The organism is Ruegeria sp. CK2 (assembly GCF_056536585.1).
Window position 1 is genome coordinate 14784 of record NZ_JBQFPW010000023.1, and the last position, 26720, is coordinate 41503.

The 26720-nt window shown below is 52.6% G+C and carries 22 protein-coding genes and 3 pseudogenes; 12 read left to right on the top strand and 13 right to left on the bottom strand.

The window, feature by feature from the left end:
* Positions 1–137: 137 nt before the first annotated feature.
* A complete protein-coding gene (locus ACR0BU_RS23095; protein WP_480739232.1) occupies positions 138–1316 on the bottom strand; it encodes an ATP-binding protein in 1179 nt (392 codons plus the stop codon).
* A gap of 111 nt (positions 1317–1427) precedes the next feature.
* Here ACR0BU_RS23095 and ACR0BU_RS23100 point away from each other — a divergent pair.
* Positions 1428–2108 (top strand): annotated as a pseudogene (locus tag ACR0BU_RS23100) (IS6 family transposase).
* 74 nt (positions 2109–2182) lie between these two features.
* Here ACR0BU_RS23100 and ACR0BU_RS23105 read toward each other — a convergent pair.
* From ACR0BU_RS23105 to ACR0BU_RS23135, 7 genes are all read right to left on the bottom strand, one after another.
* The gene (locus tag ACR0BU_RS23105) at positions 2183–3283 is read right to left on the bottom strand and encodes a Fic family protein (RefSeq protein WP_480755765.1); all 1101 of its coding nucleotides are present in this window, start codon (positions 3281–3283) and stop codon (positions 2183–2185) included.
* A 491-nt stretch (positions 3284–3774) separates the two neighbouring features.
* A complete protein-coding gene (locus ACR0BU_RS23110) occupies positions 3775–4056 on the bottom strand; it encodes a type II toxin-antitoxin system RelE/ParE family toxin (protein WP_170555473.1) in 282 nt (93 codons plus the stop codon).
* Positions 4053–4409: a CopG family ribbon-helix-helix protein gene (locus ACR0BU_RS23115; protein WP_298937421.1), complete on the bottom strand. Its 357-nt coding sequence runs from the start codon at positions 4407–4409 to the stop codon at positions 4053–4055. Before ACR0BU_RS23115 ends, ACR0BU_RS23110 begins: the two co-directional genes overlap by 4 nt.
* A gap of 23 nt (positions 4410–4432) precedes the next feature.
* Positions 4433–5527 carry a helix-turn-helix domain-containing protein gene (locus ACR0BU_RS23120; protein ID WP_298937420.1) on the bottom strand — a complete coding sequence of 365 codons (1095 nt, stop codon included), beginning with the start codon at positions 5525–5527 and terminating at the stop codon, positions 4433–4435.
* A 178-nt stretch (positions 5528–5705) separates the two neighbouring features.
* Entirely contained in the window at positions 5706–6674 is a 969-nt protein-coding gene (gene repB, locus ACR0BU_RS23125; protein ID WP_298937419.1) for a plasmid partitioning protein RepB, read from the bottom strand.
* On the bottom strand, positions 6674–7858 hold the full coding sequence (gene repA, locus ACR0BU_RS23130; protein ID WP_037317392.1) for a plasmid partitioning protein RepA: 1185 nt from the start codon (positions 7856–7858) through the stop codon (positions 6674–6676). Before repA ends, repB begins: the two co-directional genes overlap by 1 nt.
* A gap of 514 nt (positions 7859–8372) precedes the next feature.
* A complete protein-coding gene (locus ACR0BU_RS23135; RefSeq protein ID WP_298937418.1) occupies positions 8373–8600 on the bottom strand; it encodes a site-specific integrase in 228 nt (75 codons plus the stop codon).
* Positions 8601–8994: 394 nt separating this feature from the next.
* Here ACR0BU_RS23135 and ACR0BU_RS23140 point away from each other — a divergent pair, with 394 nt between their 5' ends.
* A complete protein-coding gene (locus ACR0BU_RS23140) occupies positions 8995–9252 on the top strand; it encodes a type II toxin-antitoxin system ParD family antitoxin (protein WP_298937474.1) in 258 nt (85 codons plus the stop codon).
* Complete coding sequence (locus ACR0BU_RS23145; protein WP_298937417.1) at positions 9249–9593, top strand: type II toxin-antitoxin system RelE/ParE family toxin; 345 nt, start codon at positions 9249–9251, stop codon at positions 9591–9593. The genes ACR0BU_RS23140 and ACR0BU_RS23145 overlap by 4 nt, the downstream gene beginning before the upstream one ends.
* A 56-nt stretch (positions 9594–9649) precedes the next feature.
* On the opposite strand, the gene ACR0BU_RS23150 is transcribed toward ACR0BU_RS23145, so the two are convergent.
* Positions 9650–10705 (bottom strand): tyrosine-type recombinase/integrase, encoded by a 1056-nt coding sequence (locus ACR0BU_RS23150; RefSeq protein WP_298937416.1) that lies wholly within the window; start codon positions 10703–10705, stop codon positions 9650–9652.
* A 243-nt stretch (positions 10706–10948) separates the two neighbouring features.
* On the opposite strand from ACR0BU_RS23150, the pseudogene ACR0BU_RS23155 reads away from it, so the two are divergent.
* Positions 10949–11629 (top strand): annotated as a pseudogene (locus ACR0BU_RS23155) (IS6 family transposase).
* Positions 11630–12010: 381 nt separating this feature from the next.
* Here the strand turns inward: ACR0BU_RS23155 and ACR0BU_RS23160 are convergent.
* Positions 12011–12709 (bottom strand): helix-turn-helix transcriptional regulator, encoded by a 699-nt coding sequence (locus tag ACR0BU_RS23160; protein ID WP_480739231.1) that lies wholly within the window; start codon positions 12707–12709, stop codon positions 12011–12013.
* Between the two features lie 425 nt (positions 12710–13134).
* On the opposite strand from ACR0BU_RS23160, the gene ACR0BU_RS23165 reads away from it, so the two are divergent.
* From ACR0BU_RS23165 to ACR0BU_RS23190, 6 genes are all read left to right on the top strand, one after another.
* Positions 13135–14412, top strand: coding sequence for an MATE family efflux transporter (locus tag ACR0BU_RS23165; RefSeq protein ID WP_480739229.1), 1278 nt, complete (start codon positions 13135–13137; stop codon positions 14410–14412).
* A gap of 375 nt (positions 14413–14787) precedes the next feature.
* Complete coding sequence (locus ACR0BU_RS23170) at positions 14788–16263, top strand: GMC oxidoreductase (RefSeq protein WP_480739228.1); 1476 nt, start codon at positions 14788–14790, stop codon at positions 16261–16263.
* A 15-nt stretch (positions 16264–16278) separates the two neighbouring features.
* Positions 16279–17601, top strand: coding sequence for an aminotransferase class III-fold pyridoxal phosphate-dependent enzyme (locus tag ACR0BU_RS23175; protein WP_480739227.1), 1323 nt, complete (start codon positions 16279–16281; stop codon positions 17599–17601).
* On the top strand, positions 17543–18646 hold the full coding sequence (locus ACR0BU_RS23180; protein ID WP_480739225.1) for a hypothetical protein: 1104 nt from the start codon (positions 17543–17545) through the stop codon (positions 18644–18646). The genes ACR0BU_RS23175 and ACR0BU_RS23180 overlap by 59 nt, the downstream gene beginning before the upstream one ends.
* Positions 18643–19308, top strand: a complete 666-nt coding sequence (locus tag ACR0BU_RS23185; protein ID WP_480739223.1) for an HAD-IA family hydrolase — start codon at positions 18643–18645, stop codon at positions 19306–19308. Before ACR0BU_RS23180 ends, ACR0BU_RS23185 begins: the two co-directional genes overlap by 4 nt.
* Positions 19305–20729 carry a glycosyltransferase gene (locus ACR0BU_RS23190; RefSeq protein WP_480739222.1) on the top strand — a complete coding sequence of 475 codons (1425 nt, stop codon included), beginning with the start codon at positions 19305–19307 and terminating at the stop codon, positions 20727–20729. The genes ACR0BU_RS23185 and ACR0BU_RS23190 overlap by 4 nt, the downstream gene beginning before the upstream one ends.
* A gap of 352 nt (positions 20730–21081) precedes the next feature.
* Here the strand turns inward: ACR0BU_RS23190 and ACR0BU_RS23195 are convergent, their stop codons facing one another.
* The gene (locus ACR0BU_RS23195) at positions 21082–21555 is read right to left on the bottom strand and encodes a hypothetical protein (RefSeq protein WP_480739220.1); all 474 of its coding nucleotides are present in this window, start codon (positions 21553–21555) and stop codon (positions 21082–21084) included.
* A gap of 24 nt (positions 21556–21579) precedes the next feature.
* On the opposite strand from ACR0BU_RS23195, the pseudogene ACR0BU_RS23200 reads away from it, so the two are divergent.
* Together ACR0BU_RS23200 and ACR0BU_RS23205 are read left to right on the top strand one after the other, a co-directional pair.
* Positions 21580–22110: pseudogene (locus ACR0BU_RS23200) on the top strand (IS6 family transposase); the annotation flags it as partial.
* Between the two features lie 296 nt (positions 22111–22406).
* Positions 22407–23132, top strand: coding sequence for a putative quinol monooxygenase (locus ACR0BU_RS23205; protein ID WP_480739219.1), 726 nt, complete (start codon positions 22407–22409; stop codon positions 23130–23132).
* A gap of 86 nt (positions 23133–23218) precedes the next feature.
* Here ACR0BU_RS23205 and ACR0BU_RS23210 read toward each other — a convergent pair whose 3' ends face one another.
* Both ACR0BU_RS23210 and ACR0BU_RS23215 read right to left on the bottom strand, forming a co-directional pair.
* Positions 23219–24790 carry a sulfatase family protein gene (locus tag ACR0BU_RS23210; protein WP_480739218.1) on the bottom strand — a complete coding sequence of 524 codons (1572 nt, stop codon included), beginning with the start codon at positions 24788–24790 and terminating at the stop codon, positions 23219–23221.
* Positions 24787–26703 carry a TRAP transporter permease gene (locus ACR0BU_RS23215; RefSeq protein WP_299084091.1) on the bottom strand — a complete coding sequence of 639 codons (1917 nt, stop codon included), beginning with the start codon at positions 26701–26703 and terminating at the stop codon, positions 24787–24789. The genes ACR0BU_RS23210 and ACR0BU_RS23215 overlap by 4 nt, the downstream gene beginning before the upstream one ends.
* Positions 26704–26720: the final 17 nt, after the last annotated feature.

Consider the following 26720-nt stretch of genomic DNA (forward strand, 5'->3'; position numbering starts at 1 on the left):
AGTTCATGCGTCGATCAAGGAAGAGTTTTTCAACAAAATACGCCCTTCATGACGGTATTTTCAATTGCAACAAGGTTCCACCTGAAGTGGGCTACAACGTTCAATTTCGAACCCGCTATCATCGGCCCCGGTCGCTACTACGCCTTTGCGGACGCCAGCCGTTCCATAGCACTCATGAGGGGCATTGCCCGCACTCCCCCCGGCCCCGGCACTTCCCTTTCGTCTGCATAGACAAGTATGCGTTCTGAGGCGTCCAATTCTTCTGTCGCGATGTGAAACCCGCGCGTCACCTTGGCAGATGTCGTCCGCTTGATCTCTATGGCCCAGAGGGCGCCTCGGGGAAGCTTCAACATCAAATCCACCTCGGCCCCTGCTGAAGAGCGATAGAAGCTTGCTTCTGTTCCGTGTGGCGCTGCGGCGATCAGGTTTTCGATACAGAAGCCTTCCCAACTGCCGCCGATAACCGGGTGCCCAAGTAGGTCTTCGCGCGTTTCGATCCCAAGAAGTGCATGGGCCAGCCCGGAATCGCGGATATAGATCTTGGGAGACTTGACCAAACGCTTTCCGGCATTGGAATGCCAGGGCGGCAAGCGACGCACCAGCATCAGGTCGACCAGCAAGTCAAGATAGCGCGCAACGCTCTGGCCCGATACGCCAAGGTTTCCCGCAAGTTTTGCCGCATTGAGTAACCCGCCCTGTTCATGGGCAAGCATCGTCCAAAACCGGCGCAGTGTTTCCATTGGAATGCGCAACCCGAAAGCCGGAACATCGCGTTCCAGATAGGTGCGGATGAAATCCTCGCGCCATGCCAGGCTGGTCTTGTCGTTCTTGGCAAGGAAGCTATCTGGAAATCCACCCCGCAACCACAGGGTGGATATCGATACCGCTCCGGTTTCCGACAAGATGAAAGGTGTCAGCTCGTGGTAACTGACCCGGCCAGCCAGGGATTCTGCGCTTTGGTGCAAAAGCGTGTTCGAGGCTGACCCCAGCAGCAGGAATTGCCCAGTCCGATGTCCTTGTCTTCGTCCTCGGTCAATTTGACCACGTAATGCCTTAAACAGGCCAGGCATAAGCTGAACCTCATCGATCACCACCAGGCGCCCAACCTGTTCGTCGAGATAAAGGTCAGGCTCTTCGAGTATCTGGCGATCAGCATATCTCTCCATATCAAGATAGACAGCGTCGCGGCTTTCAGCGATGTCCTGCGCGAGCGTTGTCTTCCCGACTTGCCGCGGCCCAAGCAGAACGACGCCCGCCTGGTTCTCCAGAGATGCTTCAACTGATTTTCTATCACCGCGCTCGATCATACCTTGCATTTATTCCATTCAACAGAAGATTTACAAGGTTAAACTTCGATGGCCCTGTTGCACGTTCGCGCGGTTTGATCCAACTGGTGCTTGTTCTGTAACACTGTTTAGGAATGTCCAGTGATCGACTTCAAAGGTACTCATTACCCAAAATCTATGATCCTGTTCGCGGTCTATTTCTACGTCCGGTACGGCGTCTCGTACTGCGACCTGGAAGAAATTATAGCGGAACGCGGGGTGATGGTTGATCATGCTACTCTGAACCGCTGGGTCGTGAAATATTCACCTGAGGCCGCTCGCGATGCGCAGAAACGGAAGGCAAAAATCGCTGAATCTTGGCGTATGGACGAAACCTACGTCAAAGTTCGCAGTGAATGGGTGTACTTGTAACGTGCGGTGGATCGCGACGGGTAAACCCTTGATTTCATGCTTTCAGAGAAGCGCGACACGAAGGTCGCAAAGAAGTTCTTCGCCAATGCTTTGTTCAACAATGGCATTCCGAAACGGACCACCATCGACAAAAGCAGAAGCAACGCGGCCGGGATCAAGGAGGTGAACAAGATCTTCAAGCGATTGCAGATACCGGTCAAGATCGACACAGTCAGATCAAGGCACCTGAACAACATAATCGAGCAGGATCACCGATTCATCAAACGGCTCACGAGGCCGATGCTCGGCTTCAAAAGCTTTACCTCAGCAGCGGCGACACTTGCGGGGATCGAGGCAGCCAACATGATCCGAAAGGGGCAGCTTGGCCAGCTGAAGTGTGGTTTTCGTCAGTTTGCTGAGCTCGCGGGATAACTCCGTCCAGACAAGTTTCTCGCTCTGATCCATGAAAAAATTTGCGACAAAGCCCGAATTCCACAATGCCCAACCTAGTAATTCAACCAATAGACGGTTGAACGTCCACCAGCCTCAGAGCGTTTCAATACACCTGCAGCTTCCAATGTGTTTAAATCTCTGGTCGCTGTGGCCGTCGATGCACCGCTGATCTTGCGGTATGCCTTGGCACCAATACCAAGATCGACACGTGAAGGACCCTGTTCAAACAGCTTACGCAGGACAAGCTCCTGGCGTTCGTTGAGTTTTGTTGCAAATCGCAGAAAGAAGCGATTACGCCGCAAGACGAACTTCGCTTCTTCCCGAGCAAAACATGCCGCGTTTTCCAATGTTTGCAAAAACCAGATGACGAACTCGGTTGCGTCGATAGCCCCCCTGCCCTCTTTCCGGCCAGCCTGTAGCGCGTGATAATACGCTTTCTTGTCCCGCTCGACCTGACGTGAGAACGAAAAAGACAATGCACTGCGTTGCGCAAAAACAAATTCAATTAACGCTCTACCTATTCGTCCATTCCCATCAGAGAATGGATTGATCGATTCAAACCACAGATGCGCCAACGCCGCCTTGATGGGCACCGGTGTACCCTGATCCTGCGCCAGCCAAGTCAGAAAGACAGTCATTTCCTGATCAAGCCGCTCAGGCGGCGGCGCTTCATATAACACGTCATTGGTACCTGCAACCGCAGAGCGGACGATCTCGAGATCAAAGCGTCGCCATCGTCCCAGATTTTCCATTTCAATGCCAAAGAAAAGCAATCGGTGCCAGTCGAACAGTATTTCAGCACTGAGTGGTGCCACCGTAGATCTCGCGGCCGCCATCAGCTCTGCAACTGCATCAGATCGGCGCGCTATGGCGTGCCTGTCACGATGTCTTAGCGACGCAACAATTGATGCCTGAATTTCTGTGGCGTCCAAGGGCACGCCTTCGATCCCAAATGAAGACATAATCTCCTGGGCGATCTGCGACAGATGAAACTCTGCCCTGTCATCATTCGGAAGGCCGTCAATAAGGCCCGTCATTTCACCAACTATTTGAGAAGATGTTGCTAGGTAAGGTTCTACCCGCTCATGGTCATAACTGAAAATGGGCCAGTACTTGGATTGCCAAACTTGCGTCATGACGAGATTAATACGCATATTCCAATCACTTTTCCACCTGATTTGATCTGAATGTATGGATTTGTCAAATCAACTGAATGCAAGCAAAGCTACGACATGTTCACGCTAGGTCGTGTTGACAAAAGGGATTCACTGCGCCCGCTGATTGTGATTCTAGCCGGTATCTGCAATGGAGACCAGCTTGGCACGAAACCCAATGTCGGACGAGGAGTGGGTGTTCATTGAACGGTTCATCCTTTCGGTCCGTGCCCCGAATGAGCGCAAACCGATCAACCACCACCTTGTTCTTGGTGGCGTTTTCTGGATTGCATGTACAGCTGCCCCATGGCGAGACTTAGCGACGGCCATTCACCGACCGTTCAGGTTGCAGCTCGTTTTGCGGTCATTCGCCGCAAGCGCGAACTTCGAGCTTCGTCGAATTTCCGCCCTTTGTTCAGAATCTAGCGATCAAACAGCAGAGTAGGCTCAGTTGCCTGCCCGCTTGACGCCACCATTTTAAGCTCCTGATTTCAGTAATCCGCGCCCTGGCGGGTATCCCAGAGACGCAGAATTTCTATCTGAGTGGGCATTACACGATAGATCAGCGTGAATGGGGTTCGCGGCACTGAAAGCTCCCGTATGTCTTGGCGTGTGTCACTTGAGTGACCTGCATAAGGGTTGGCTGCAAGAGTAAGCTGAATGGCTTTGAGCTGAGCTCGTGCCCTTTCGCTGCCTTCAGGAAAAACTGACGTGTAGTAGTAACGGAACCATTGAATGTCCCGGGCCGTATCTTCGAGAAATACAATCTTCATTGGCTATTGGATTGCCCGCTTGCTACCGGAGCCGAAAGTTCATTCTCGGTATCCCAGCTGTCTATCCAGGCATTCATTTCGTCTGCCGTGATGAACATGCCTTGGTCTGCTTTTTCAACAGCCGCATCAATGGCTGCACGTTTAGCGGCCTTGGATTCTAACATCATTCTAATTGCCCGTACGGCGAGTTGTGCAGGCGGTCGATCTTCGATCGCAGCTTCCCGTTCCAGGGTCTTTCTCAGGTCTTCATCGAGACGGATTGAATATGGGCTGGTACTCATCGCAATCACCTGTTTCCGCAGTGTAGTACAATGTAATACATTGGCAGTCAATTCACAATAGACCGATGGCATGAACTACATCTGTTGTTCTGAACTCATGAGCGTGAGGAGATATCATGGGTATGGCCTGCACTGCCGCGGACTTTTGAACTATGCGCCAACAATGCGGTTGGTTGCATATCTCCCCGATCGATTTTCGAGATCAGTGAGATCAAATAAGCTTGGTGAGATTTTATATTCTCAGCTCGTTGAAAAATATATCCGAGCACCATGAAACGGAGAGCTGGGCCATATGTCGATTTCATAGCATACCAGGTCTGACCAAATCGTAAGTACTCGGCGATATCGTCCATAAGCCGGTCACAATGTGACTGATCCCGGGCAAAGCGAAGTTCCGAGCACAAACGTGGAAAGCTGCGCTCCATTTGATCTGGAGAAACTTGAACATGAGAGTGTTTTTCTTTCTTAACTATCGGATTCAAAGAGTCCTCTTTGTGCCCCTCAATTTTATGGTCATAGGCCCTCATTTTTTCGGTATGAGCCGGTGTTATCTCTGAGATTTCCACAGAGATTTCAGCCAGAAGTTTCCGGAGGACACGCGCATCCGGCTTACGGCGCAGCGCATTGCGCACGGAGGTCATCAAATCTGTGATAGAGCCACCGTCTGCTACAAGCTCTTTCAGACGAGCCAGAGCGGCCGATACCTTGTCGCGGAGTAACGTGAATTCGAGAACGCGGTCAGCATGCTTCTGGGCTTCCTGGAGGAACTCAGCATGCCTTTCAGACAATGGCATCAGGGAAAGACCGGTCGCTGTGACCACCCTGCCCTGTCGGTCTCGGCGTGCCCAACGTTTACCATTTGAGCTCATTACGCGTCGGACAATCCCAAGCTTGGCCAGAGTCGAGATATGACGTTCAACAGTTGGAACGCTGACATGGGCTCGTTTGGCAATCGCGGCGTTGGATGCGAAGCAGATATGCTCATCATCCTGATCGACTGAAATCTGATCTCCTTGCAAAAAGGAAATCATTGCTCTTAGGACGTTGAGAGAAGTGGACTTCAGCCCAAGCGGCTCTCTCGCCTCTTCAACGGCTCGAAGAAGAATCCATTTCTTGGGCGTATAAGTCCCCTGCCCTGTCGCGCTCGACAAGGTTGCTCCTGACGGAGCCATTGCTGTCGCTGTTTTCATGAGTTTATGTCAGCAGACAAAAAATACCCGTTCGCTCAGGAGCGTTTTTTCTTGTATGGCGATTCGGGGACTGCTAGATTCTAGGTGTCTAATCTAAGAATTGCGCTTAGCGCAGCAGCCCTCGAAGCTCCGGTTTCGGGGGTTTTTCTTTGCTTGCCTTCCTCCTTTCTGCTCGTCCTCAGTTATTTTGCTTGTTGTTTACAGCTGTAAACTCGGCGTGTGATCTCTTGATGATTTTCGTCAGATTTTTGTCCAACCACTCAGCAAAATCCGCGTTCGAACCTGTCTTTCTAACTGACAATGTAAGAGACCCGCTGCCGGACTTGATAGTCACGCCATCAATGGGGCTGGTTTCACCAACGCCGTCCTTTCGTCGGGCACCACGTTTTGCGGCCGCTTTAAGTAGGGTTTCCAGCCGGTCATCTGAGGAAACCGATGGCACGACGGCTTGAAGCAAGTCCGTTGCGTCTTCAATTGTCAGCTTGCCTGCCAAGAAGTGCTCAGCAAGTGCAGTCCACTTCGGGCGGCCTGACTTTGGAGCGGCGCCGATCATTTCTCCGACCTCAAAAGGAACGTTTTGCGTGACCTTAGTAAGGTGGGACAATCCTGATGCTGACAGGTTCAGAACTCGTTTCACCGTGGCTGTATCATGCCCAGCGGTCTGAATTGCTTCCGCAAAGCGAGCTTTTTCGTAGAAGGACAGGTTGCGCCTCGCTGCGTTTTCAAGGCCTTTGGCAAGGAGCGCCGACGCATCGTCGATATCTTGAACATTGGCGCGAACTTTGATTTTGAGCTCACGACATGCTTTGAGCCTTCTCCTCCCATAAATCGCCTCGTAACGACCTTCGGTTTTCGACTTCCGAACGAGGATGGGCACTTGTTGACCGCCGTCTTGGATGCTCGATTTCAAACTCTCAAAGCTATCGTCATCTTCATCAGGGTTTACAGCTGTAAACTCACCAAGCCGATCAATCGGTCCCCAATCGTCAATGAGAGATGGGTCAATTTCCCTAATTGCGGCAAGGGATCCTTGAAGCGCACCGAGAGCAGGGGCGTTGGCTCTTACCGGTCTGTCTGCGGTCTTAGATCCGGAACGTGCAATCGTGCTCGCTATACCCGACATTTCTTGAAGAGATTTTCTAGCCATTAGCTACGTCCCCATGCTTGGTGGATCATTTGCTCTACCTCAGAGCCGATCGCATCCATTGAGTTCTTTGCCCGGTCATAGGTTGCGCGTGTCATTTCCGAACGCACAACCTCGTAGATCGACTGCTTGAGCATTGTTGCGTCACTGATCGCAGTGCTCTTCAGAGCCGTTGCAGACATAACGCGGTCCTGAAACAGTGCTCGCATGAACGAAGCCAGCTGTTGAGATGGAACGTCTGTTGGCTCGTCACGTGTTATAAGGAACTTGAAGCTGTCGTATTCGAGAGTGGCGCCGGCGTCTTCAATGACAGCCATATAAGCACCAGCAAGTTCGAGAAATTGAGCTGTCGAAGACACGTCCAACATAGAAGGTGTTAAGGGCACGAGCAAAGAACTGGCGGCAGCCATCCCCGCGATGGTTAGGAACCCGAGTTGTGGTGGACTATCAATAAGAACAAGGTCAAAATCGTCTTCCACTTGGGCCAGAGCATTCCGTATTCTCGTAAAAAACGGATGGTCAGGGTTAGAGTGGACGGCGGATTCCGTCTCAAATTCAGAAAGAACAAGCCGTGACGGTGCCACAGACAATCCGGGGAAATATGTCGGAAGCACGACATCTGCCATATTAACCGGGTCTTCATAGCGAATGGCATCGTATATCGTTAGCCCATCGAACTCGATTTCAGGGCTGATGCCGCACATGGATGTAAGCGAGCCTTGGGGGTCTAGGTCAACGGCCAGCACACGGTATCCGCGAAGCGCGAAAAAATGAGCCAGATGAATTGTTGTAGTGCTTTTGCTGCTACCGCCTTTGAAGTTCATCAACTGCCAGACTTGAAGTTTCTCTCCTTCCGTCCGGCGAGGGATGTAGCGTCCTTGTTTGCGCGAGGTCTTCTCAAGCGTTTCACGTGCTTCCCAAAGCTCTTGCGCAGTATAGTAACGTCGACCGCTTCGCACGTCTTTTGGTTCAGGAATTGTACCTTCTGAGTGGACCTTGCGCATGAATTGACCCGAGACGCCCAAAAGTTCGGCCGCTTCTGGTGCTGCGAATGTGCGTAGTGATTTTGTGTTGTCAGGTGCAAAGGCAGCAAGAAGATGCTCTCGGATAGCCGAGTTCAATCTCTCGGAAATTTCCGTGGCGAGTGCCGATGGTCGATCTGCCGTAAGTGGTGTCACGGGAATCATGTAGTTGCCTCAAATTAAAGAATGTGGTCATTTTCGCGCCACTTGAGACAAACAGCCGTGATTCACTACCCTAAGTCAAGAATTTTCGCCTATATTGTGGGCTGCGCTGACCGGCAGACTACATGCGCTTTGTATCAGAGCAGGGTGGTTTACAGTTGTAAACCCGGTAGAAGAGAATTGTGGGCTCTCAAATCAGAGGTGGATCTTCCGCAGATCAAGCAGGCATGCGCGTGAAACTTCGCTAAATGCTCCGCTTTGAGTGGAGCATGTCCTGCCGAAGGCTGTGTCATGAATGAGCGAGGTGCGTTGTGAGAAGGGTATCAGGGAAGGGTAGGGGGTTAGTTGAGCTGATTGGTTGAATCACACCCCAACAAATCCGCAGCCGGGTTCTGGGCGATATCGTCACCGCATTTCTGGGCCAGTGAGATAGGTGCAAGCCGGTCTTGATCGGAGCGCCGTCCTGCGGGGCTTGAGTCAGGAAACCCGAACGCAGCCCCTGCGGTGAGGCATTATCCTACGGTAGTCCTGTTAGCTTCAGTCGGTGTTTGTCGATCTGGGCGATGGCGTCCGGGTTGAGGCGGTGTTTCCGTATCCAGCCAGATTTCAAGACCGTGTGATACAGGGGGCTGTCCTCGATCTGACCCACTTCGATCCAACACGCCAGCGCCCTCGCTGCGCGGCCTTTCCGCACCAACCGTGGAGCCTCGCCCTTTTGGTTGGTCTCGACTACCTGCGGCGACATCTAAATTATGTCATTCTCGTTGAATTCCTTCAGTGACACTCCCCTCCAAAAAAATAAATCGCGCCGAATACCGAACGCTGCCATCTATCTGAGTTCAGTCCGGTAATAGGATCGCCCGGTCACGGCAGTCTCGGTGCGAACCTTGGCTGGTGACCATCTGCTGTTCGGAAATATCGAGGGTGATCGGATAGGCGTTCGGGGCAAGGAGGTCGGCCCGGTGTTTGGAATGTGCGAAAGTAAAGGGGTGATGGTTTACCCAGCCACGACAGTGGGTACTCATCTGCTCTGTCAGGCCGGCAATAAGAACAGCTCGATCAAATTGCCGCGTGTGGAATTCTCAACTGTTGAACCAACCCCCTCGTTGGCATATACTGCCAATCAGGAGGCTTATGCCGTGGTAACCCGCAATGTTGTACTTACAGAATCGCAGGATCAACTGGTGCAGAATCTGGTTGCGTCCGGTCGTTATCAAAACGCCAGTGAAGCGTTGCGTGCGGGCCTTCGTCTTCTGGAGCGGGAAGAAGCAGGACTGGTGTCTCTCAAACAAGGCCTGCAGGAGGGTGTGACGCAGGCTCAGGTCGGAGATCTGGCAGAAGGCAGCGGTTCTGATGCGATCCGTCGTGCCTTTGCAAGGGCACGATCCAAAGCGTGAATAGACCCTTTCGACTGACACGCCGTGCTGAATCCAGCCTGGTGGAAATTGCCCGATGGACAATCGACAAGTTTGGACCGCATCAGGCCGATCTTTATGAACAAGAACTGATAGCGCGATGTCAGGCCATCACGGAGGGCAGGGTGGCCAGCCGCAGTTGTTCCATTTTGGTCGGGGAGGCGGCGGATCTCAGATATGTACGGGCGGGAGAGCATTTCTTGGTTTACTTGGACCAGCCGGATAGTGTGATCATAGTCGATATCTTGCATTCCCGTTGTAATTTGCCACGACATGTTTCCGCGCTGGCCACTTTGACGGATGCGGCAGGGAAAAAGACATAGGCATCGCAGTCAGAGTTTCCCTCAGGCTGGCATTCCATTGAACTCTTAGTAAGTGCTCACCCCAGCATGTCCGTTGCCGGGTTTTCAGCAATATCGACATCATCGTAGTATTTCTGCGCCTGGGCCATGGAGCGATGCAAAGACAAGCGCATGGCGGCCTGGATTGGGGCACCGTCCAGTGCGGCTTGGGTTAGGAACCCAGAACGCAGACCGTGCGGCGAGGCGAAATCCTCCGGCAACCTTGCCAACTGGAGTCGATGTTTGACGATCTGATAGATCGCATCTGGCGAAAGCCGACGTTTCAGCACACGATCCGCTTTTGAGACTGGTCTGAACAGTGGCCCGTTCTTAATCTGTCCAACCTCGATCCAATGGACCAGCGCCTGGGCTGCGCGGCCTTTCAGCACCAGCCGCGGCGTTTCACCTTTGGCTGTGGTCTTGGTCTCCAGCAGCGAGAGCCAGACCAGACCTTCCTTTTCAAACGCTTTCAAACTGACATCTTCGCGCATCAACCCGGTGATCTCGGACCGGCGCCGCCCGCCGCTGGCCCAGCCCAGCATCAGGATCGCCCGGTCGCGGCAATCGCGGCGGGAGCCCCGGCAGGTGGCCAGCAGCTGCTCGAGAATGTCGCGGGTGATCGGATGCTGTGACTTCGGGGCAGGGGGGCGGGCGGCGGCACGGCGCGCCTTGGCGCGGGCCTGTTTGACTTGCGGCGCGCCAAACGGGCTGGGGAGGTTCTTCATCCGATGAAAGGCTAACCAGGAGGCGATGCGACGGTCCAGGGTTGAGGGAGCCGGGCAGGCCAGCGATTTGCGCAGCCCTTGCGCGATCAGTGCCTCTGCCGCCTGTCGCGCGATGTCCTCTTCTGGCGCGTCGCCAAGATCGCGGGCGTGATCGAGAATGAAGCTGAGCGCCGTGGCTTCACTCTCGGGCCAGCCCAACGCCGATCCAAAGCGTGCCTCTTTCCACGCTGTTACGTAGAGCAGGTCGCGCTCATAAGCCCGCAATGTATTGGCGGGCGTGCCACGCACATAGAGGTCGGTCAGGGCGTCCTGGTCTGCCTGGGACAGGGCAGGGGAGGCGGCGGGGAGATATGGGGCAGGGGGCTTCATGTGCCCATTCTGCGTCAATTTAGGTCAGATTTCAAATAACATGATAAGGGATACTTATCGGGAATAATACTAAACTCCTGAGAGCACCATTATAGTGCGCAAAAAGAAATAATAATGCTCTTTAAAAGTAAAACCTATTGACGGGTAGCATTTTTACGGGGCTCTGTCGCAAACTTTTGACATTGACGATTGTTGGGTTGGCGCGCGAGTGGTCAGCAGCGATAACCAGTCGAAAGTCAGCTCATGATTTCCTTCAAAGGCGTACAATATCCGAAGGATGTGATCCTGTTCGCGGTGTTCTTCTATGTGCGCTACGGCGTTTCATATCGCGACCTGGAAGAAATCATGGGAGAGCGGGGTGTTTTCGTGGATCATACCATGCTGAACCGATGGGTAACGCGATACTCTGGTGCCATTGTTGAAGCAGCGCGTAGACGCAAAAGACCATGCGACCACTCCTGGAGAATGGACGAGACATACATCAAGGTGAAGGGCAATTGGGTCTATCTCTACCGCGCCGTCGACAAACACGGCAAGACCCTTGATTTCATGCTGTCTGATCGGCGCAACAAGCCAGCTGCTACGAAGTTCTTTGCCCGGATGCTGGAAGTCAACGGGTTGCCACGGAAGATTGTCATCGACTAAAGCGGCGCCAATACTGCGGGCCTGAAGGCCATCAACAAAATGCTCAAAGGCTTTGGATGTCCCATTCCCATCGAGATGGTCAGGCGCAAATACCTCAATAACATCGTAGAGCAAGATCACCGGTTCATCAAAAGGCGAACCCGTCCGATGCTTGGTTTCAAATCCTTCAATTCAGCTTCGGCAACTCTGGCTGGAATCGAAGTGGCTAACATGATCCGCAAAGGTCAATTTACGCCCGGACTCCGTCCGTTTCAGCAATTCGCCGAACTAGCTGGCTAACACCGATGCGATCGCTGAATCAGCTCGCCATGCTCAAAAGTTTGCAACAGAGCCCCTCGCTTCTACCCGAAGATTGCGAGGTCGCCCTTCACTTTGATTGCTTGAAAAGAAAGTGGCCTTTCCTACTTGCTGCAGCATCAGTTGCTCAGTGAGCGTCTGCGCGCAACCCTGGACTTATCGGGAGACGCGAGTGATGAAGACAGCCAGGAAGGCGGTAGCAAACCGTCAATCCGCGCGCGGCTGAACGATGTGCTCAACAGGCCGCGTGACACGTTACACATCGCTGTCGAGAAGACGATCAAAACGCACGACCCATCGGACAGTGCACAAACCGTTCTCAGCAACGCAAGCTGAGATGTCCGTCAGATCAAGTCTGAAGTTTTACAAATCAACTGTGTGCAGTAGTCCCATATCAATAGCCTTGGCGACACAGTGCACTCGATTGCTAGCGTCTAACTTCGCCATCGTATTGCGTAAGTGTTGATTAACTGTCGCTTCGCTCAAAGCCAGTAGTTTTGCAGTTTCCCAAGATGTTTTTCCGCGTGCCGCCCATAACAGAACTTCTTTTTCTCGGGGCGTTAGATGCACCGTGCCATTCAATTGAGAGGCTTTGATACAGTAAGCCATGGCAATCAGGTTCAGCTCTGATTTATGGGCCTCAAAAATGTGTACCCACTCCTCTTTGGGCTGATCAGAAGCCAGTGAAAATGCTGAAATCCCAGTATGGCTCGTAAAGGTTACAGTTGCGCCCTGGCGTGGAACGCCGAAGCTAGACGCTTTTTCAAAAAAATCCGCGTCCCGGTGGCGGCATCCATCTGATTGCCACTCAACCAGGCTGGGTTGTCGCCGACCCATCGGAATTGCGGGGTCAACTTCGTGCAACGCATTCTCGGTATAGTGGCAAAGCCATTTCTCTGGGTAAGTGGTCTGTACGTGACAATGCCCCATGAGATTGGTTTTTAGGTGAGACACGTCAGTTACACCAATCGATCCAAGAAACTTTTGGCAAGATCGCAGGAGTTCGCTTGGGTCCACAATGCCAGGCAATTCCTCCTGGCACCACGACATACCTTCGAGCATTCATCAACCTGTACATCGTTAATGCTGCGGTAAGTAACCGAGATGTCAGGGTATATGTCAACCCTCGTTGACGGTGGATCGGTCACGCTTTTGTGCCATCCCTGGTACTTGCTTAAGCACCTTCCGTACGAATGCGACCGGGCTTTTCGAGCCCAGTGTTCATTGTCATACGAGGTGCATATGGGACAGCGAAGGCCCAGATCGAGCTCGAACTGCATGGTAATGCGCCTCGTATAAAGAACAGCTTCGTAACGATTGATCTTTCTACAGACAGTTGATATCCACACCCTTGGTAAGCTACCCCGCTGGTTGTATTCGGCGGCCCTCGGTCATCAGCTCTTAGGGTGACTGTGCAAACGCACGGTATCTCTATGTCTGACACGCAATCATCAACTCCTTCAATCACTGCACGATCTCTTGTGAGGATGTCGCTTCCCATTGGCGCTTTCTACCTTACCGAAATCCTAGTCGGCTTGACCGACCTTGCCGTGGTTGGATCACTCGGCACTACCGAATTAGCTGCCGTGGGTTTAGCTAAGACAATCCTACTGTCTGTTATGGTGGTCGGCTTCGCAGTACTATCAATTGGTGCTGTTCTTATGGCGGAAAGGCCCGACCCAGACCACTGCGGAAGCGTGGTTGTCGCATCGATCATTGTGGGAGTACCAATTACGTTGGCTGCTGTGCTGATCGGGCATGGCGCGGGACGCATTCTCACTGTTAGCGGATATGAAGCGGACCTCGTTATCGCGTTCGATGCGTATGCCCGCGTGCTGGCTTGGGCCATAGCCCCTGCCTTACTGTTTGTAGCGCTGAAGAACGTCTTGAACGCCGTTGGTCATACTGGTGCAATTACATGGCTGTCTATCGGAATCGTGCTGTGCAACCTTGTAGGTAGCATCGTCCTCGTTCATGGTTCGGGCTCTTGGGACGGTCTCGGTGTCGCCGGGGCGGGATGGGCCACGACTGCCGTAAACGCGGCGGCGGCGACTGCTCTGTTGGGCTATACAATGCGCGTCCGTTTTGTGCGTTTTAGGGCTTTCCAATTTATGGCGACTATGCGGACAGCTGCTGAGATCCTACGTGTGGGTTGGGCGGCCGGGGCGCAGCAGGCGCTCGAAAGCGTTCTGTTCATCGTTGTCCTCTATTTGCTCGGCCTCTACTCTGAACTGTGGCTTGCTGCAGGCTCGGTCGTTTTCGCTGTGATGGAATTAAACTACGCAATGAGCGGTGCCTTGGGTGAGGTTTTATCGGCACGCATCGCAGCTGCACGTGCAGCTGGAGATCGTTACCTCTCCCGCCTGCTTCTTCTGGGTGGTGGAGTGTCGGGCGCAGCTGCTGCTATGCTAGCCGTCATAGTCGGTGTATTCGCAGATGCTGTGGTCGGTGTTTTCTCCGGCTCTCAGACGTCGGTCGAGGCGCAGTACTTGATGGTCGGGCTACTACGCTGGACCGCACCTTTCTTCTTGTTTGACGCTTGGCAGATCGTATTTGTTCATTCTCTGCGTGGTCTTCGGCGAACGGTTTTGCCGATGGTTCTTAGCACAACATGCTACTGGGTAGTCGGACTTGGTGGGGGGATGGCGTTGGCCGGGCCAGTTGAACTTGGCGCACCAGGTGTTTGGATAGGATTCTGTGCCGGATTGGCGTGTGCGGCGGCACTGATGGCAATCATGGCGTTCCGTAGCGCGAAGCAGCTATGAGGCCTTTCGCTTAGCGATCCTGCTGAGCCGTCAAAGCAGATCATAGCGTTTGATGAAGATTATCCCAGTTATTTGGGTTTCCGCGAAACGGTTCTTGCGCGTTCGTTTGCTACTCGACCAGCTACTTCAAGGGTGAGCGAACTCCAAATCTGAACGCGGAAATTTTAGGGGCAATACGTCAATCTCGGAAAGCGCATGGTGCAGGCATGGCCAAATTCAACCCCTCATTTTTGAGGATAGATCGAAATGAGAAGGGCCAGTTACGAATACCTCAACAGAGTACCGCATCCTAGTAACTCGATTACTTGTTGGGTTTTTGCGGGCCATGAACTTGCAGTCAAATCATTATCGATATGGCATGGGGAACTATTTAGAGTGACACATATTTCGCATATCTTGTCATCTAAAGTAGACTTTTCGCAATTTGATGCGTTGGTTGTTGGATCGGGACCCTCCGGAATGATCGTTGCGCGGACGCTTGCTGAAAATGGTCAGAATGTCGCAATTTTAGAGTATGGTGGGCTCACGTTTCCTGGTCAAATTCATCACGCTCACCAAGCACCCTACAGCAAAGCTATTACTGAAGATAATGCCGTCGATGGTGACCCCTGGACGGCGTGTTGCGTTGGCGGTGGTATGCAATTTTACGACGCCATTACGTTTCGGTATCAGCAACCAGACTTGTCAGCATCATATTATATTTCCTCAGACTTAAAAATAGACTGGCCAATCAAACTGGCAGATCTTGAGCCATTCTACACCGAGATAGAGCAATTATTGCGTGTTAGTGGCACAAATGGTTTTCCTGCTTACCCGGCAAGTGCACGAGGTCTGCGGATTGCTGAATCTATGCGCGATCTTGGAATGAAGCCAAAGAGCATTCCATTGGCAATCTTGCACCCAGGAATGGAGGGGGGGTGCTCCAAATGCTCGGCATGTGATGAACGAGTATGCCCAAATTCTGCGAAAGCGTCCGTATTTACGCGCGATATCTTGGGCGATAGCGGACTGTCAGGCTCGATATCAGTGTTCTACGGATGCTTCGTAAATCGTATCTTGCAAAAAACTTCAAATGTCGTGGATGGTGTGGAATGCTTGGTAGCCCTGACCTCTGAAACACTTTTTTTGCCAGCAAACAAAGTTATTGTTTGTTGTAATGCTATTCAGTCCGCCGCCTTGATGCTGAGATCAAAAGGGCCGCACGCACCTAATGGTTTGGGTAACAATTATGATCTTGTTGGACGTGGTTTGTCGTTCAAGATTAGCGGGTATTCCACGGGCCATGCTAGTGGCGATGATACCTTCTCATCGCCACATTGGGGCCCGCACGCCACGGTGTACACAGACGCATTCTATGAAAATGAACAGGCGCCAAGTGGGTTCGCCGGTTTGATTTATGAGGCCAATTTGGCCACGCCAGAGGCAAATTGCGGTTTAATCCGTCTCCACTATATCGCGGGTGAGGAACCTTGGTCGCATAACCGTATCATTCTGGGCGATGAAACCGACGAAATGGGTGTGCAGCGTATTCGGTTTGAGTACCGTAATTCCGATATGGATTTGGCTCGGATCCAGTTTCTGGCTGAGCGAGCGGAAGATGTGCTGCGCAACCTTGGCGCGTCCAAGATTTCACGCGAACCTTTCGAACATGCTAAGGGCAGTTCGCACCTACATGGAACACTTCGCGCCGGATACGATCCATCGCATTCCGTCGTTGATTCTTTGGGCAAATTTCACGGAATCGACAATCTGTTCACAATGGACGGATCGGTCATGAACTTTGCCGGCAGCAGCAACCCAACCAATACCATCATGGCCAATGCGCGTCGGATGGCATCTTCGATTTGCTAAAAGGGAGCCGTTCGTATGTCAGATATTGAAGTCACTGGCTATCTCACCGATTGGGAGCGTGAATCCCGGTCTCCTATCATTTTCCGTACCGCAAATGGAGCTATTGCTGAAGATATCGATGGCAAGGTCTATTTGGACCTGACCTCCTGCAGCGGAGCATCTCCGCTTGGGAGCAACGACGTGGGCTTCAAATCGCGCTTCGCAGGTGCGATGATGAAGGAAACTGACATTCTTCCCTCACCCGTAGGCGAGCAACGTCAAAAATTGGCGCGCAACTTGCTTAAGCAATTTCCAGAACATGATCGAGTGTTCTTTTTGCGTACAGGATCTTGCGCCACCGAAGCTGCCGTGCGGATAGCCCGGTACACAATAAATCGACCGGTAATTCTAACGGCAGGCTTTCACGGTTGGCATGATACTTTTCAACAACCGCCTTGGTCACAAAACGCTCCAGCGGCGGATACAAACATACAAGATTTTCAGTATGACCTCCGTCTCTTAAAGGAACAGTTAGGTCACCACAAAGGTAAAGTCGCTGCCGTGTTCTTTACACCAGAGCCGTCTGTTTTTGGGCCAGAGTTATTGCACGAAACCGCCCGTCTCGCGCATGCAGAAGGTGCTTTACTGATCGTAGATGAAGTGTTGTGCGGCCTGCGCTATGCAAAGGGGGGATATTGCCAAGCACATGGCATTCCGGCGGATCTGGTCACGTTGGCCAAGGGTTTGGCACAAGGCGTGGGTCTGTCGGCAGTCATAGGAACCGAGGCCGCGATGACCGGGGCAAATACCGCCTATCTCGGCAATACGTACTTGCGGGAGAACCGGGCATTTGTCGCGGCAAATATCACGCAAGACATCTTCAAACAGGCTTTTATCCCGTCGCTGTTAGAAGACCGGGGCCATGCTTTGAAACGGTTGTTTGAAGCAGCTTTTAAACGCCACGGTATACCTGCCCGTGTGCTCGGAAAAGAAACGATGTTTGACATCATTTTACCAAGTAAAGCACATGGCGAAGCATTTGCGCAAGCCTGCCTTCGCAACGGGATTTATATTGGATATCCAGCCACTTACATGTCTAACGTGGCTATGAATGTCGAATTTTTTAATATGCTTCACGCCTCATTGGACCGTTGCCTGGTGGAGTACGCGACAGCAGTCAACCTCGACGACCAAATATCCGATGCCTCGATCATCGAATATTGCAAAGATGCCTTTTGCGCGACCGAACAAGCGTGCCTTTCCAACAAACATCATTGGGCAACTATAGAGGAGACCGACTATGAAAGACCAAGTATTGACCGCAACGGTGAACTCACACAATGGGTGGGATCCGCTTGAAGAAGTTGTCATTGGCGTTCCCTTCGATCTCGACTACTCCAACGATGTTTCCTTTCGGCTGTTTTTTCACGACAATATTGGGAAAGAGGTTTACTTCGAAGACGAAACCGGCACTTGGAAGACTTTTGGCGGTAAGCCGACGAACCAAATTCGCGATGAGGCATTGGAGGATTTGGAGGGCATTACAGGTAAGCTTAAGGGTGAGGGTATCTTTGTTCGTCGGCCTGAGGTGCTAAGCGATGTGATGATCACCAAATCGCCTTGGTGGGAAGCTCCGTTCGGCCATGCGATGATGACTCGCGACGTTTTCATCGTCTTAGACAACGAGATCATTGAAACGCCACCGATGGTGCGCAGCCGTTATTTCGAAGCGGATCTCTATAAAGAGATGTTCACCGAGTACATGCGCAATGGAGCGCGATACACGGCTGTGCCAAGGTCTCAAATGCGCGAAGAGAACTTCGATTTCAGCTACGCAATCGAGCGCGGCTACACTGAAGAAGCTCCCAAGTTGCAGAAGTTCGAAGCCATGTTCGATGGTGCGCAGATCCTCCGTCTCGGGCGCGATCTAGTGTTTAATTGCTCCACTGAAAATCACCGGTTAGGACGCGTTTGGCTAGAAAATCACGTTCAAGGGAAATACCGCGTCCACGAGATCAACATTGCTGACAATCATATTGATGCAAAGCTCGTGGCACTACGTCCCGGACTGTTGCTTGTTCACCGCGGGTTGAACATCGACTTACTACCGGAATTCATGCGCACTTGGGACAAGATCTGGTATGATCCGATGGATCTCTCCCATTCTGGTAATAGTGAAATGCTCGCATTGGCCAGTGAGTCGATCGGGATGAACTTATTGTCTTTGGGACCGGATAAAGTGATGCTCCAAGAGGAGCAGATTCCATTAATGCGCAAGCTTGAGAAGCATGGAATTGATACCATGCCTGTGCGCTGGAGGCACGGGCAGATATTGGGTGGCGGGTTGCACTGCATGTCGCTTGATGTTCGTCGCAACGGTCTTCTAGAAGATTACCAATCATGATTCAGCTTGATATGGAGAGCTATGACCGCTTTGCGTTTGATCTCGACGGCGTCCTCGTCGCCTCAGAAGCTGTTGTGGAGGCAGCGCTACGCCGCTGGGCTATCGAAGAACGCGTCTGTCCCAACTACGTCCTCCGAAAATCTCGTTCCCGTCGGGACGTTGATCTTGTAGCGGATATTCTCCCGGGGCTCTGGCCGCAACGTGAGGCAGAGCGGATCGCGGCATACGAGGTTGACGCAATGGACCGGTTGTCTCTTGTTCCTGGCGCTGCGGAATTCTTCCACAGTCTCCCACTACATAATCGCTGTATTGTGACGTCTTCCTCGCGCATCTCTGCCATGCATCGGCTCCATGTTGCAGGAATAATCCCACCAGATGTCATGATCACGGCGGAAGACGTGCGGCTTGGAAAGCCATATCCGGAGCCGTATTTGACCATGTTAAAACAGTGTAAAGTGGATCCCGACCGGTGTCTGGTATTTGAGGATTCCCACACAGGCGTCGCATCAGCCGTGGCTGCTGGGTGCGATTGTATCGGTATCGGCGATGCGGTTCATGGCCATCCCAAGATTATCGATTGGCTACCTGACTTCCAAAACTTCTTGGAGGCCAATACAATGCAAGTGCGTGCGCAAGAAGTTGAGCAGTGGCAACAAGCATGATAGTTACCACGACTTCGCGCAGCCTTCGCTTTGATGAGGTTAACGTTCAAGGGTCAGTTTTAGATAAATACGAAGAACAACTTGGGCTCTATGGCGCACTGCTTGAATGCGTCAAACAAGCTGCTGCGCAATTCCACCATGCGCTTGGGGATCGCAAGATTTGGCACATAAACTCAACCGCATTTGGCGGGGGGGTCGCCGAAATGCTTCCGTCTCATATATGTCTTATGCGTGAACTTGGTTTCGAAGTGGGGTGGCTCGTGTTCAAGCCGTGTGACCAAGAGTTCTTTCAATTCACGAAAGGCTTGCACAATGCACTTCATAATAAAGGTGGTGTAGATCTCGGCGCATTGATGTCTGTTTATCGGATGGAGTCTGAGGCTGGGTCGGCCGAACTGGGACGTCTGATCGCGCCAGATGACATGCTGTTCGTCCACGATCCACAACCCCTTGGGGCTGCAGCTAGCTTTTTGAAAGCTCACCCACACCCCGCCGTTTGGCGCTGTCATATTGGCCATCCTCACAAGCAACTGTTGGTGCGAGAGACCTGGGCGCGATTGACAGAGTTTTTGCATCCGTTCCAGCGGATTGTCCTCAGTGACCCCGCGTATCAATTCAATGTAACTAAGCCAACGGAGTTCATCCAACCCTCTATATGCCCATTCTCCTACAAAAACCGGCACTATGAAGAGCTTCCGGGTGATCAACTGAATGATGCGGCTCAAATCCTTGGAGCTCATGCATCATCTACATTGCTTGGTATTCTTGCGTCTCGATATTTTTTGCACGTATCACGTTGGGATGCCCTCAAGGGAATTGATCGTGTGATCGACGCTTATGCGCAATTCCATGAGACCAAGGCTAATACTCCGGACCTTCCACGATTGGTGGTGGCTGGGCCAGACCCAAAAGGTGTTTCGGATGATCCCGAGGGCGAGAAATACTATCGCCTCTGTGAGGCAATGTGTGAGGCTTTGCCCGAGGACATAAAAAACAAAGTATATCTAACATGCCTGTCGATGGATGATGCAAATGTGAATGCCGAAATCGTGGGCCGACTTCAACAAAACGCACTTGGTGTGTTTCAATTGTCTCGCGAGGAAGGTTTCGGGCTGACCTCAACAGAGGCGTTGTTCAGGTCACGCCCCTTGATCGTATCGACTGCCTTTGGACTGCGAAAGCAGGTGAAAGATGGCGTCAATGGCGTTGTTATTGGCGAGCCGAATATAGAAGCCAATGCCGCCGCTCAGATGGCCGCACTCGCTCGGGGTGCACCAGAACTGGTCAAGATGGCTGCGCGTGCGAGAGAGATCTGTATTCAGTCCTCTACGCAAATTGCCAGAATACCCGAGTGGTTTGGGATATTGACGCGCGTTGTCAATGAGTTTGAGGCGTCACCATATGGTCGATGCAGGGATTGAGCAGCTTCATAGGGTGGTCTTCATCATCGTATAAGGCTGAAGCTGACTTTTGATTGCCTTGGTTGGAAATGCGTCGCGTAGCTGCTGCCTTGAAGGGTCGGTCGAGGGGGTAAATAGCCGACCCTTCTGAGTGAGCGGTGACCCCAAAACATGCTCACCAGCCTCGTGCCGCGCCGGACGACCCCGCTGAACTGCGGGCTGTCAGCCAGCGTTTGATGGCGGAGGTTCAGTCTCTGACGTATCAAAACGAGAAGCTGAAGGCAGAGCTGGCTGGACATCGCAAGGCGAGGTTTTGGCCTGACTGGCTCGAAGCTGTATATTTGGGCTTTTGGCGGAACAAACGGTGTACATTTCATAATCCTGAACGCTGCAAATACATCGCAACATTGTCGGCGGGGAATTTGAAGCCTCGGCCATCCGCGATGCGTTCTGCGCTGATAGGATATTTTGGTCTGTTGGGGTTGATGGCGACGATGCGGAAGAGCTCATCTTTCGACCGGAAGGTGCGACCGTAGTCGGAGGGCTCTAACCCAAAATGTGACGCGAGAACCTCGAACATGGCCTTGTCGGGTGAGTAGATCGCACCGTTTTCCATCGGAATGCCGACGCGGAAACTGATTTCGAAGCTGTGGCGCAGGTCGATATCCGCGAGATCGCCACCTTCCACTGTCAGCCCATGAGTTTCAGCCACGGCCTGACAAGCTTTCATCATATCTCTGCGCAGGCGGTCACAGAGCTCTGGCGTCAGATTGCACGGCGGCGAGACGGTTTTGGCCTGTGCTGGCGTTTTCTTGGGCGGTCTTGCTTTGCGCGAGTTCTTTTTCATGGTGCACCGGCCTCGGTGGGCTCTGTTGCAAAGTACTCGCCTAAGGTCGCTCAGATGGTGCAGAAAAGGAAGGCCAAGACAGCTGAATCTTGGCGCATGGACGAAACCTATGTGAAGGCTCGCGGTGAATGGGTCTATTTGTACCGCGCTGTGGACCGTGACGGCCAGCCCCTTGATTTCATGTTGTCGGCGAAGCGAGACACCGCCGCGGCCAAGAAATTCTTCGCCAATGCGCTGTATCACAACGGTATCCCAACGCGAATTACAATTGACAGACGTCGTAGGAACGCCGCCGGGATCAAGGAGGTAAACAAGATTTTCAAACGGTTGCAGATACCTGTTCAGATCGACACCGTTAGATCGAAATACCTCAACAACATCGTCGAGCAGGATCATCGTTTCATCAAGCGGCTCACGAAGCCGATGCTCGGTTTCAAAAGCTTCATATCAGCAGCGGCGATACTCGCGGGCATTGAAGTAGCCAACATGATCCGCAAAGGTCAGTTCGGATCTTCGACAAGTGGATTCTGTCAATTTGCTGAGCTCGCGGAATAAATCCGTCCAATCAGAGCGCTAGCTTTGACCAACGCCAAAGATTTCGACAGATCCTCTGAGGGGGAAATCGGTGACGCTTGTAGCTGATGGATGATGAATTCATCGATGTCACTTGCGTCCAAATAATATCATCGGCAACCGAACGACGGTTAACGTGACAACACCCTTATCACCATCAACGGCCATAGCTTTTAACTATCATAGAATAGAATTTCGCTATTGGAGATTGAGGCAACGATCGTGAGAAAAGTGCATCGAAAAGAATTCAGATAAACTGCAAAAGCAGGAGACGGCCAATGAAAACTCATATCCTTATCGCACTGACCGCAATCGCACTGATTGCAACATCTACGACTTCTCACGCACAGGAAAATGTCATGGACAACTACACCGCAAGCTACATCACAATGCCAGCCGCCGACGGCCAAACTGAAGCCTTCGCCCGGTTTCTTGCCGGTGCTGCGCCTTTGGTGAAAAAAACTGAGCCGGGAACCGATCTTTGGTTCGCACTTCAAGATCATGACACTTTAGCGATCTTTGACATATTCGTCGATGAAGCAGCGCGGAACGCGCACTTCTCCGGTGTCGTCGCAGGTGCGCTGAATAAGAACGCCGATGCTCTTGTCGCCGGCGGATGGGATGCTGGCGTCGTTGCCAACATATACAACTCGAATGTGCTTTCTGCGAAGGCACCTGTTGATCTCTACAGCGCAACGACAGCCACTTATATCGCTATCGAAGCTGCACCCGGCAAAGCTGACGAATTGGCAGCTCTTTTGACCGCAGCTGGCCCGATCGTTGCTGAGACCGAGCCAAAGACCTTGTTCTGGGTTGCTCTTCAGATCGACGAAAGTAATTTCGCAATCTACGACATCTTCGCTGATAACTCAGGTCGCGAAGCCCATTTTGCAGGACAGGTTGCAGGACTGCTTAATGCACAAGCCTCCGAACTGGTCAAAGGCGGCTGGGACGACGGTGTCGTTACTAATGTGAGCAACTACGAGATCCTCGCGATCAATTAAGATCGTATCGAAATTTCGGAGCCGGGCTATTGATTGCCGGGTTCATTTTGTTCTGCTAGCGGCTCATTGACGTTTCCTGCGTTGCATTAAGCCCGATAAGCGGGCAAGGGCGCGCGGTCTTGGAGTTCAATCATTCTACGCAGCATCGCCTCGGTCAGCGCGTGTCGGGCATCTTTGCTTGAACGATCGTCAAACAAGTTCACGACCTCTTCCGGGTCGCGTTTCAGATCATACAATTCGTTCCATTCCTCGTCTTCACGAAGTGACATTCGATATCTGTCTGTTACCACCGTTCGCACCCGCTGTGGGCGTTCAAAACCTGTCATAGTGCGCTGACTGTCTTCTTCGACGATGATTGCCTCAGGTGGTTCGGTTGTGAGCAAATCACGTCCCTGTATGCCGTTGAAAGGAGTTATCCCGGCCCTGGCGAGGATGGTGGCGGCAATATCGATGGAAGAGCCTAGGCCCATTTCTACCTTCCCGTCAGCCGAAGCCGCTGGATCTTTCCAAATGAACGGCACCCGGATGATCCCTTGAAAGTGTAGCAACAGCTTCAGCATCAGGCCGTGATCGCCCATGTAGTCCCCGTGGTCCGAGGTAAAAATCACCACCGTGTTGTTCGCCAACCCCAACGCCTCAAGTCGCGCCAGAACCCGGCCAATGGCGTCGTCAATCATGGTGATCATGCCATAGGTCAATGCGATAATGGCTCGGGCTTCGTTCTCGGTCACGACAAACGGGTTCTGGTTGTCCCTTGGATCGGTTCCCTTCTTCATCGCGTCGCGCATCGCTTTGATGGGGGGCAGGTCGCCCTTGCCAAAGGATGCAGGCAAGGAAACATCTGCGGGATCGTACATGTCCCAGTAACGCCCGGGCGGAGTGAAGGGGTGATGTGGATCAGGAAAAGACATTTGCAGAAAGAACGGAGCGTCCTGTTCTGCGTGTTGAGTCAACCAGGATTCTGAGCGTTCGGCAACCCAAGACGTGGAATAAAGCTCTTCGGGGACCGCCGTTCTCCAGGCCTGTGGTGCATCTATTCGATTGCTTGGAAGCGCATTTCCAGGGCCGGTTAGTCCATCGAAGTCCGGGTGCTGTTCGCGGGCCCAAAGAAGATAGTCACCAGAGGCTTGATCCCCGTGGTCGGCGCACACTTCAACATGACCGAACCCGTAGAAATCACCCTTTAACCGCTCGGCCAAGGGTGTATCCCACCTGGGTGCGACTTCCAGATCATAATCGGGTGAATGGCGGTTGTTCTTGTACGCGTCACGCAGGTGCTGGGATGGGGCGGACGCCCCCTCTTTGGCTTCAAACTTCTTGGTTGCGGGCAGACCGGTAAAGCTCTGCAAGTGAGATTTTCCAATCAGTCCGGTATTGTATCCGGCGTCGCGAAGCAATTCGACAAAGGTGGTGTGATCTTTTGAAAGCGGGATGCCGTTATGACGGGCCCCGTGCACTGAGCACATTCTCCCGGTCATGATCGAGGCACGATTGGGCATGCAAATCGGGTTAGCAACATAGAACCTGTCCCAACGAGTGCCCCCTTCAGCGATCCTGTCGATGTTCGGAGTTCTTACAAGTCTGTTGCCATAACAGCCAAGGTGATCGGCCCGGTGCTGGTCCGTGATGATAAACAAAAAGTTGGGTTGTTTTGTCATTGGGTTGCCTCGGTTTTCGTTGCCGCAGACCGGCCCGCACGGACATCAAATGCTATGAGTGCGAGGCCTAGCGCAACGGCAGGCAAATGGAACATAGGCTCGGTCACAAGACAGGCGAACGCAGTCACAAAGCGGACCACGATTTCCGGCACGGACAATTTGCGCCGATCAAATCCGGACAAAGCCGAAGAAAACAGCCAGATGCAAAAGCAAGTGCGGGCGACGATCCACAGGAATGGCAGCAAACTGAATTCCTCAACGATCAGGATTGTCGGGTAGAACGCAAAGACGAACGGGATGATGAATTTGGCCATACCCAGCCGGAACGACATGAATGCGGTCATCAGCGGATTCGCCCGGGCGATTGGTGCCGCTGCATAGGCCGCGATTGCGACAGGTGGTGTCAGTGAGGATGCAACACCATAGTAGAAAACAAACATATGTGCGGTCAGCATTGACACTCCCAATGCCTGGATCGCCGGGCCCATCACGAGAATGATGATGAGGTAGGCGGGTAGTGTCGGCATTCCCATGCCGAGGATCAGTGCCCCAGCCATGGCAACAAGCAGAGCAGAGAACAGGCTTTCGCCCCGGATCGACGCGATTATGTTGGCCAGCTTCAGGCCAAGCCCGGTAGAATCCAGTGACCCGACAAGAATTCCGATGGCAGCAATGGCAATCAACAGGGTTGCTCCGGCTTCCGCCCCTTTGAGAAAAGACCGCCAAATCCGTGAAGGATCTCCTCTGACCTCAGGATTGATGACGGAAAGCCCCAACAGAGCGACGACGGCATAGAACCCGGCAGCGGAGGTGGACAGGCCGAACAGCAGTGACCCGATCACGACAAGAATGGGTCCGGCAAACAGCACTGAATTGATCATGTCCGTTCGGGTAATGTGGTCATCTACGGTCATTTCTTGAACTTCGATACCTTGTCTGCGCGCCTCGACCGTTACGGCTGAAAACAAACTGAAATAGTAAAACAATGCGGGGAACAGAGCCGCGATGATAATGTTGAGGTAGCCAACCCCGGTCAGATCGGCCATCACAAGCGCCGCTGCTCCCATAATCGGCGGCATGATTTGACCGCCCGAGGATGCCGTTGCTTCGATTCCCGCCGCGAATGTCGGTGAAAATCCTCGCTTCTTGATCATAGGAATGGTGAATGTACCGGTTCCGACGATGTTCGCGACGGTCGAACCCGACATGGTGCCAAACAATGACGAGGCCAGAATAGCGGCGTGAGCCGGACCACCTCGCGTGCGGCGCGTGGCCAGAAAAGCAAATTTCAACAGGGTATCGCCCGCTCCTGTACCTTCGAGCAATACGCCGAAGATGATAAATATAAAGACAGTACTGAGCACGATATTGGTGATCGAACCGAAAACACCCTTGTTGGTGTTGTACCAGAGCGCTTCGGCGACTTCTTTCAGTGAGAAACCGGAATGCGCCATAATGCCAGGCAGATCTTGCCCGAACAAAAGATACAGGACGCCAAATGTACCGACCGCGAAAAGGCCCCATCCCCACAGGCGACGACAGAGCTCGAGCAAGACAACCAAACCTGCGAGCGCAGGCAGCGCATCCTTGGTAGTGACATCGTATAATGCCGTTTCCATTTCTGTCTGAACGAAAAGGAACGACCAGATCGACCAGAGCCCGGCGACGACCAGGGCAGCATCAATGGCAAGGTATAGTTGCGTCGATATTCCCTGATCGGCCCGACGTGTTTGCGAAACCGCAACGGCGATGATCAGCGCCAAGGCAAATCCGATGGCCCGGTGCAGTTTCGGGTCAATCAACCCAACGCCCGAAGAATAGAGTGTAATGAGGCCAAGTGCTAAACAAGCAGCCACAGAGGCGGCAGAGAACAGCCGCAGGGCGAAACGAACGAGAGGGATCGCATCCGTCATCAGATCATCTTTCAAAA

Coding starts and splice junctions, on each gene's coding strand:
- ACR0BU_RS23190 (WP_480739222.1), top strand. CDS start 19,305: ATGATAGTTACCACGACTTCGCGCAGCCTTCGCTTTGATGAGGTTAAC.
- ACR0BU_RS23180 (WP_480739225.1), top strand. CDS start 17,543: ATGAAAGACCAAGTATTGACCGCAACGGTGAACTCACACAATGGGTGG.
- ACR0BU_RS23175 (WP_480739227.1), top strand. CDS start 16,279: ATGTCAGATATTGAAGTCACTGGCTATCTCACCGATTGGGAGCGTGAA.
- ACR0BU_RS23095 (WP_480739232.1), bottom strand. CDS start 1,316: ATGCAAGGTATGATCGAGCGCGGTGATAGAAAATCAGTTGAAGCATCT.
- ACR0BU_RS23110 (WP_170555473.1), bottom strand. CDS start 4,056: ATGAAGATTGTATTTCTCGAAGATACGGCCCGGGACATTCAATGGTTC.
- ACR0BU_RS23205 (WP_480739219.1), top strand. CDS start 22,407: ATGAAAACTCATATCCTTATCGCACTGACCGCAATCGCACTGATTGCA.
- ACR0BU_RS23105 (WP_480755765.1), bottom strand. CDS start 3,283: ATGCGTATTAATCTCGTCATGACGCAAGTTTGGCAATCCAAGTACTGG.
- ACR0BU_RS23215 (WP_299084091.1), bottom strand. CDS start 26,703: ATGACGGATGCGATCCCTCTCGTTCGTTTCGCCCTGCGGCTGTTCTCT.
- ACR0BU_RS23120 (WP_298937420.1), bottom strand. CDS start 5,527: ATGAAAACAGCGACAGCAATGGCTCCGTCAGGAGCAACCTTGTCGAGC.
- ACR0BU_RS23185 (WP_480739223.1), top strand. CDS start 18,643: ATGATTCAGCTTGATATGGAGAGCTATGACCGCTTTGCGTTTGATCTC.
- repB (WP_298937419.1), bottom strand. CDS start 6,674: ATGGCTAGAAAATCTCTTCAAGAAATGTCGGGTATAGCGAGCACGATT.
- ACR0BU_RS23165 (WP_480739229.1), top strand. CDS start 13,135: ATGTCGCTTCCCATTGGCGCTTTCTACCTTACCGAAATCCTAGTCGGC.
- ACR0BU_RS23210 (WP_480739218.1), bottom strand. CDS start 24,790: ATGACAAAACAACCCAACTTTTTGTTTATCATCACGGACCAGCACCGG.
- ACR0BU_RS23150 (WP_298937416.1), bottom strand. CDS start 10,705: ATGAAGCCCCCTGCCCCATATCTCCCCGCCGCCTCCCCTGCCCTGTCC.
- ACR0BU_RS23195 (WP_480739220.1), bottom strand. CDS start 21,555: ATGAAAAAGAACTCGCGCAAAGCAAGACCGCCCAAGAAAACGCCAGCA.
- ACR0BU_RS23160 (WP_480739231.1), bottom strand. CDS start 12,709: ATGCTCGAAGGTATGTCGTGGTGCCAGGAGGAATTGCCTGGCATTGTG.
- ACR0BU_RS23135 (WP_298937418.1), bottom strand. CDS start 8,600: ATGTCGCCGCAGGTAGTCGAGACCAACCAAAAGGGCGAGGCTCCACGG.
- repA (WP_037317392.1), bottom strand. CDS start 7,858: ATGATTCCCGTGACACCACTTACGGCAGATCGACCATCGGCACTCGCC.
- ACR0BU_RS23115 (WP_298937421.1), bottom strand. CDS start 4,409: ATGCCATCGGTCTATTGTGAATTGACTGCCAATGTATTACATTGTACT.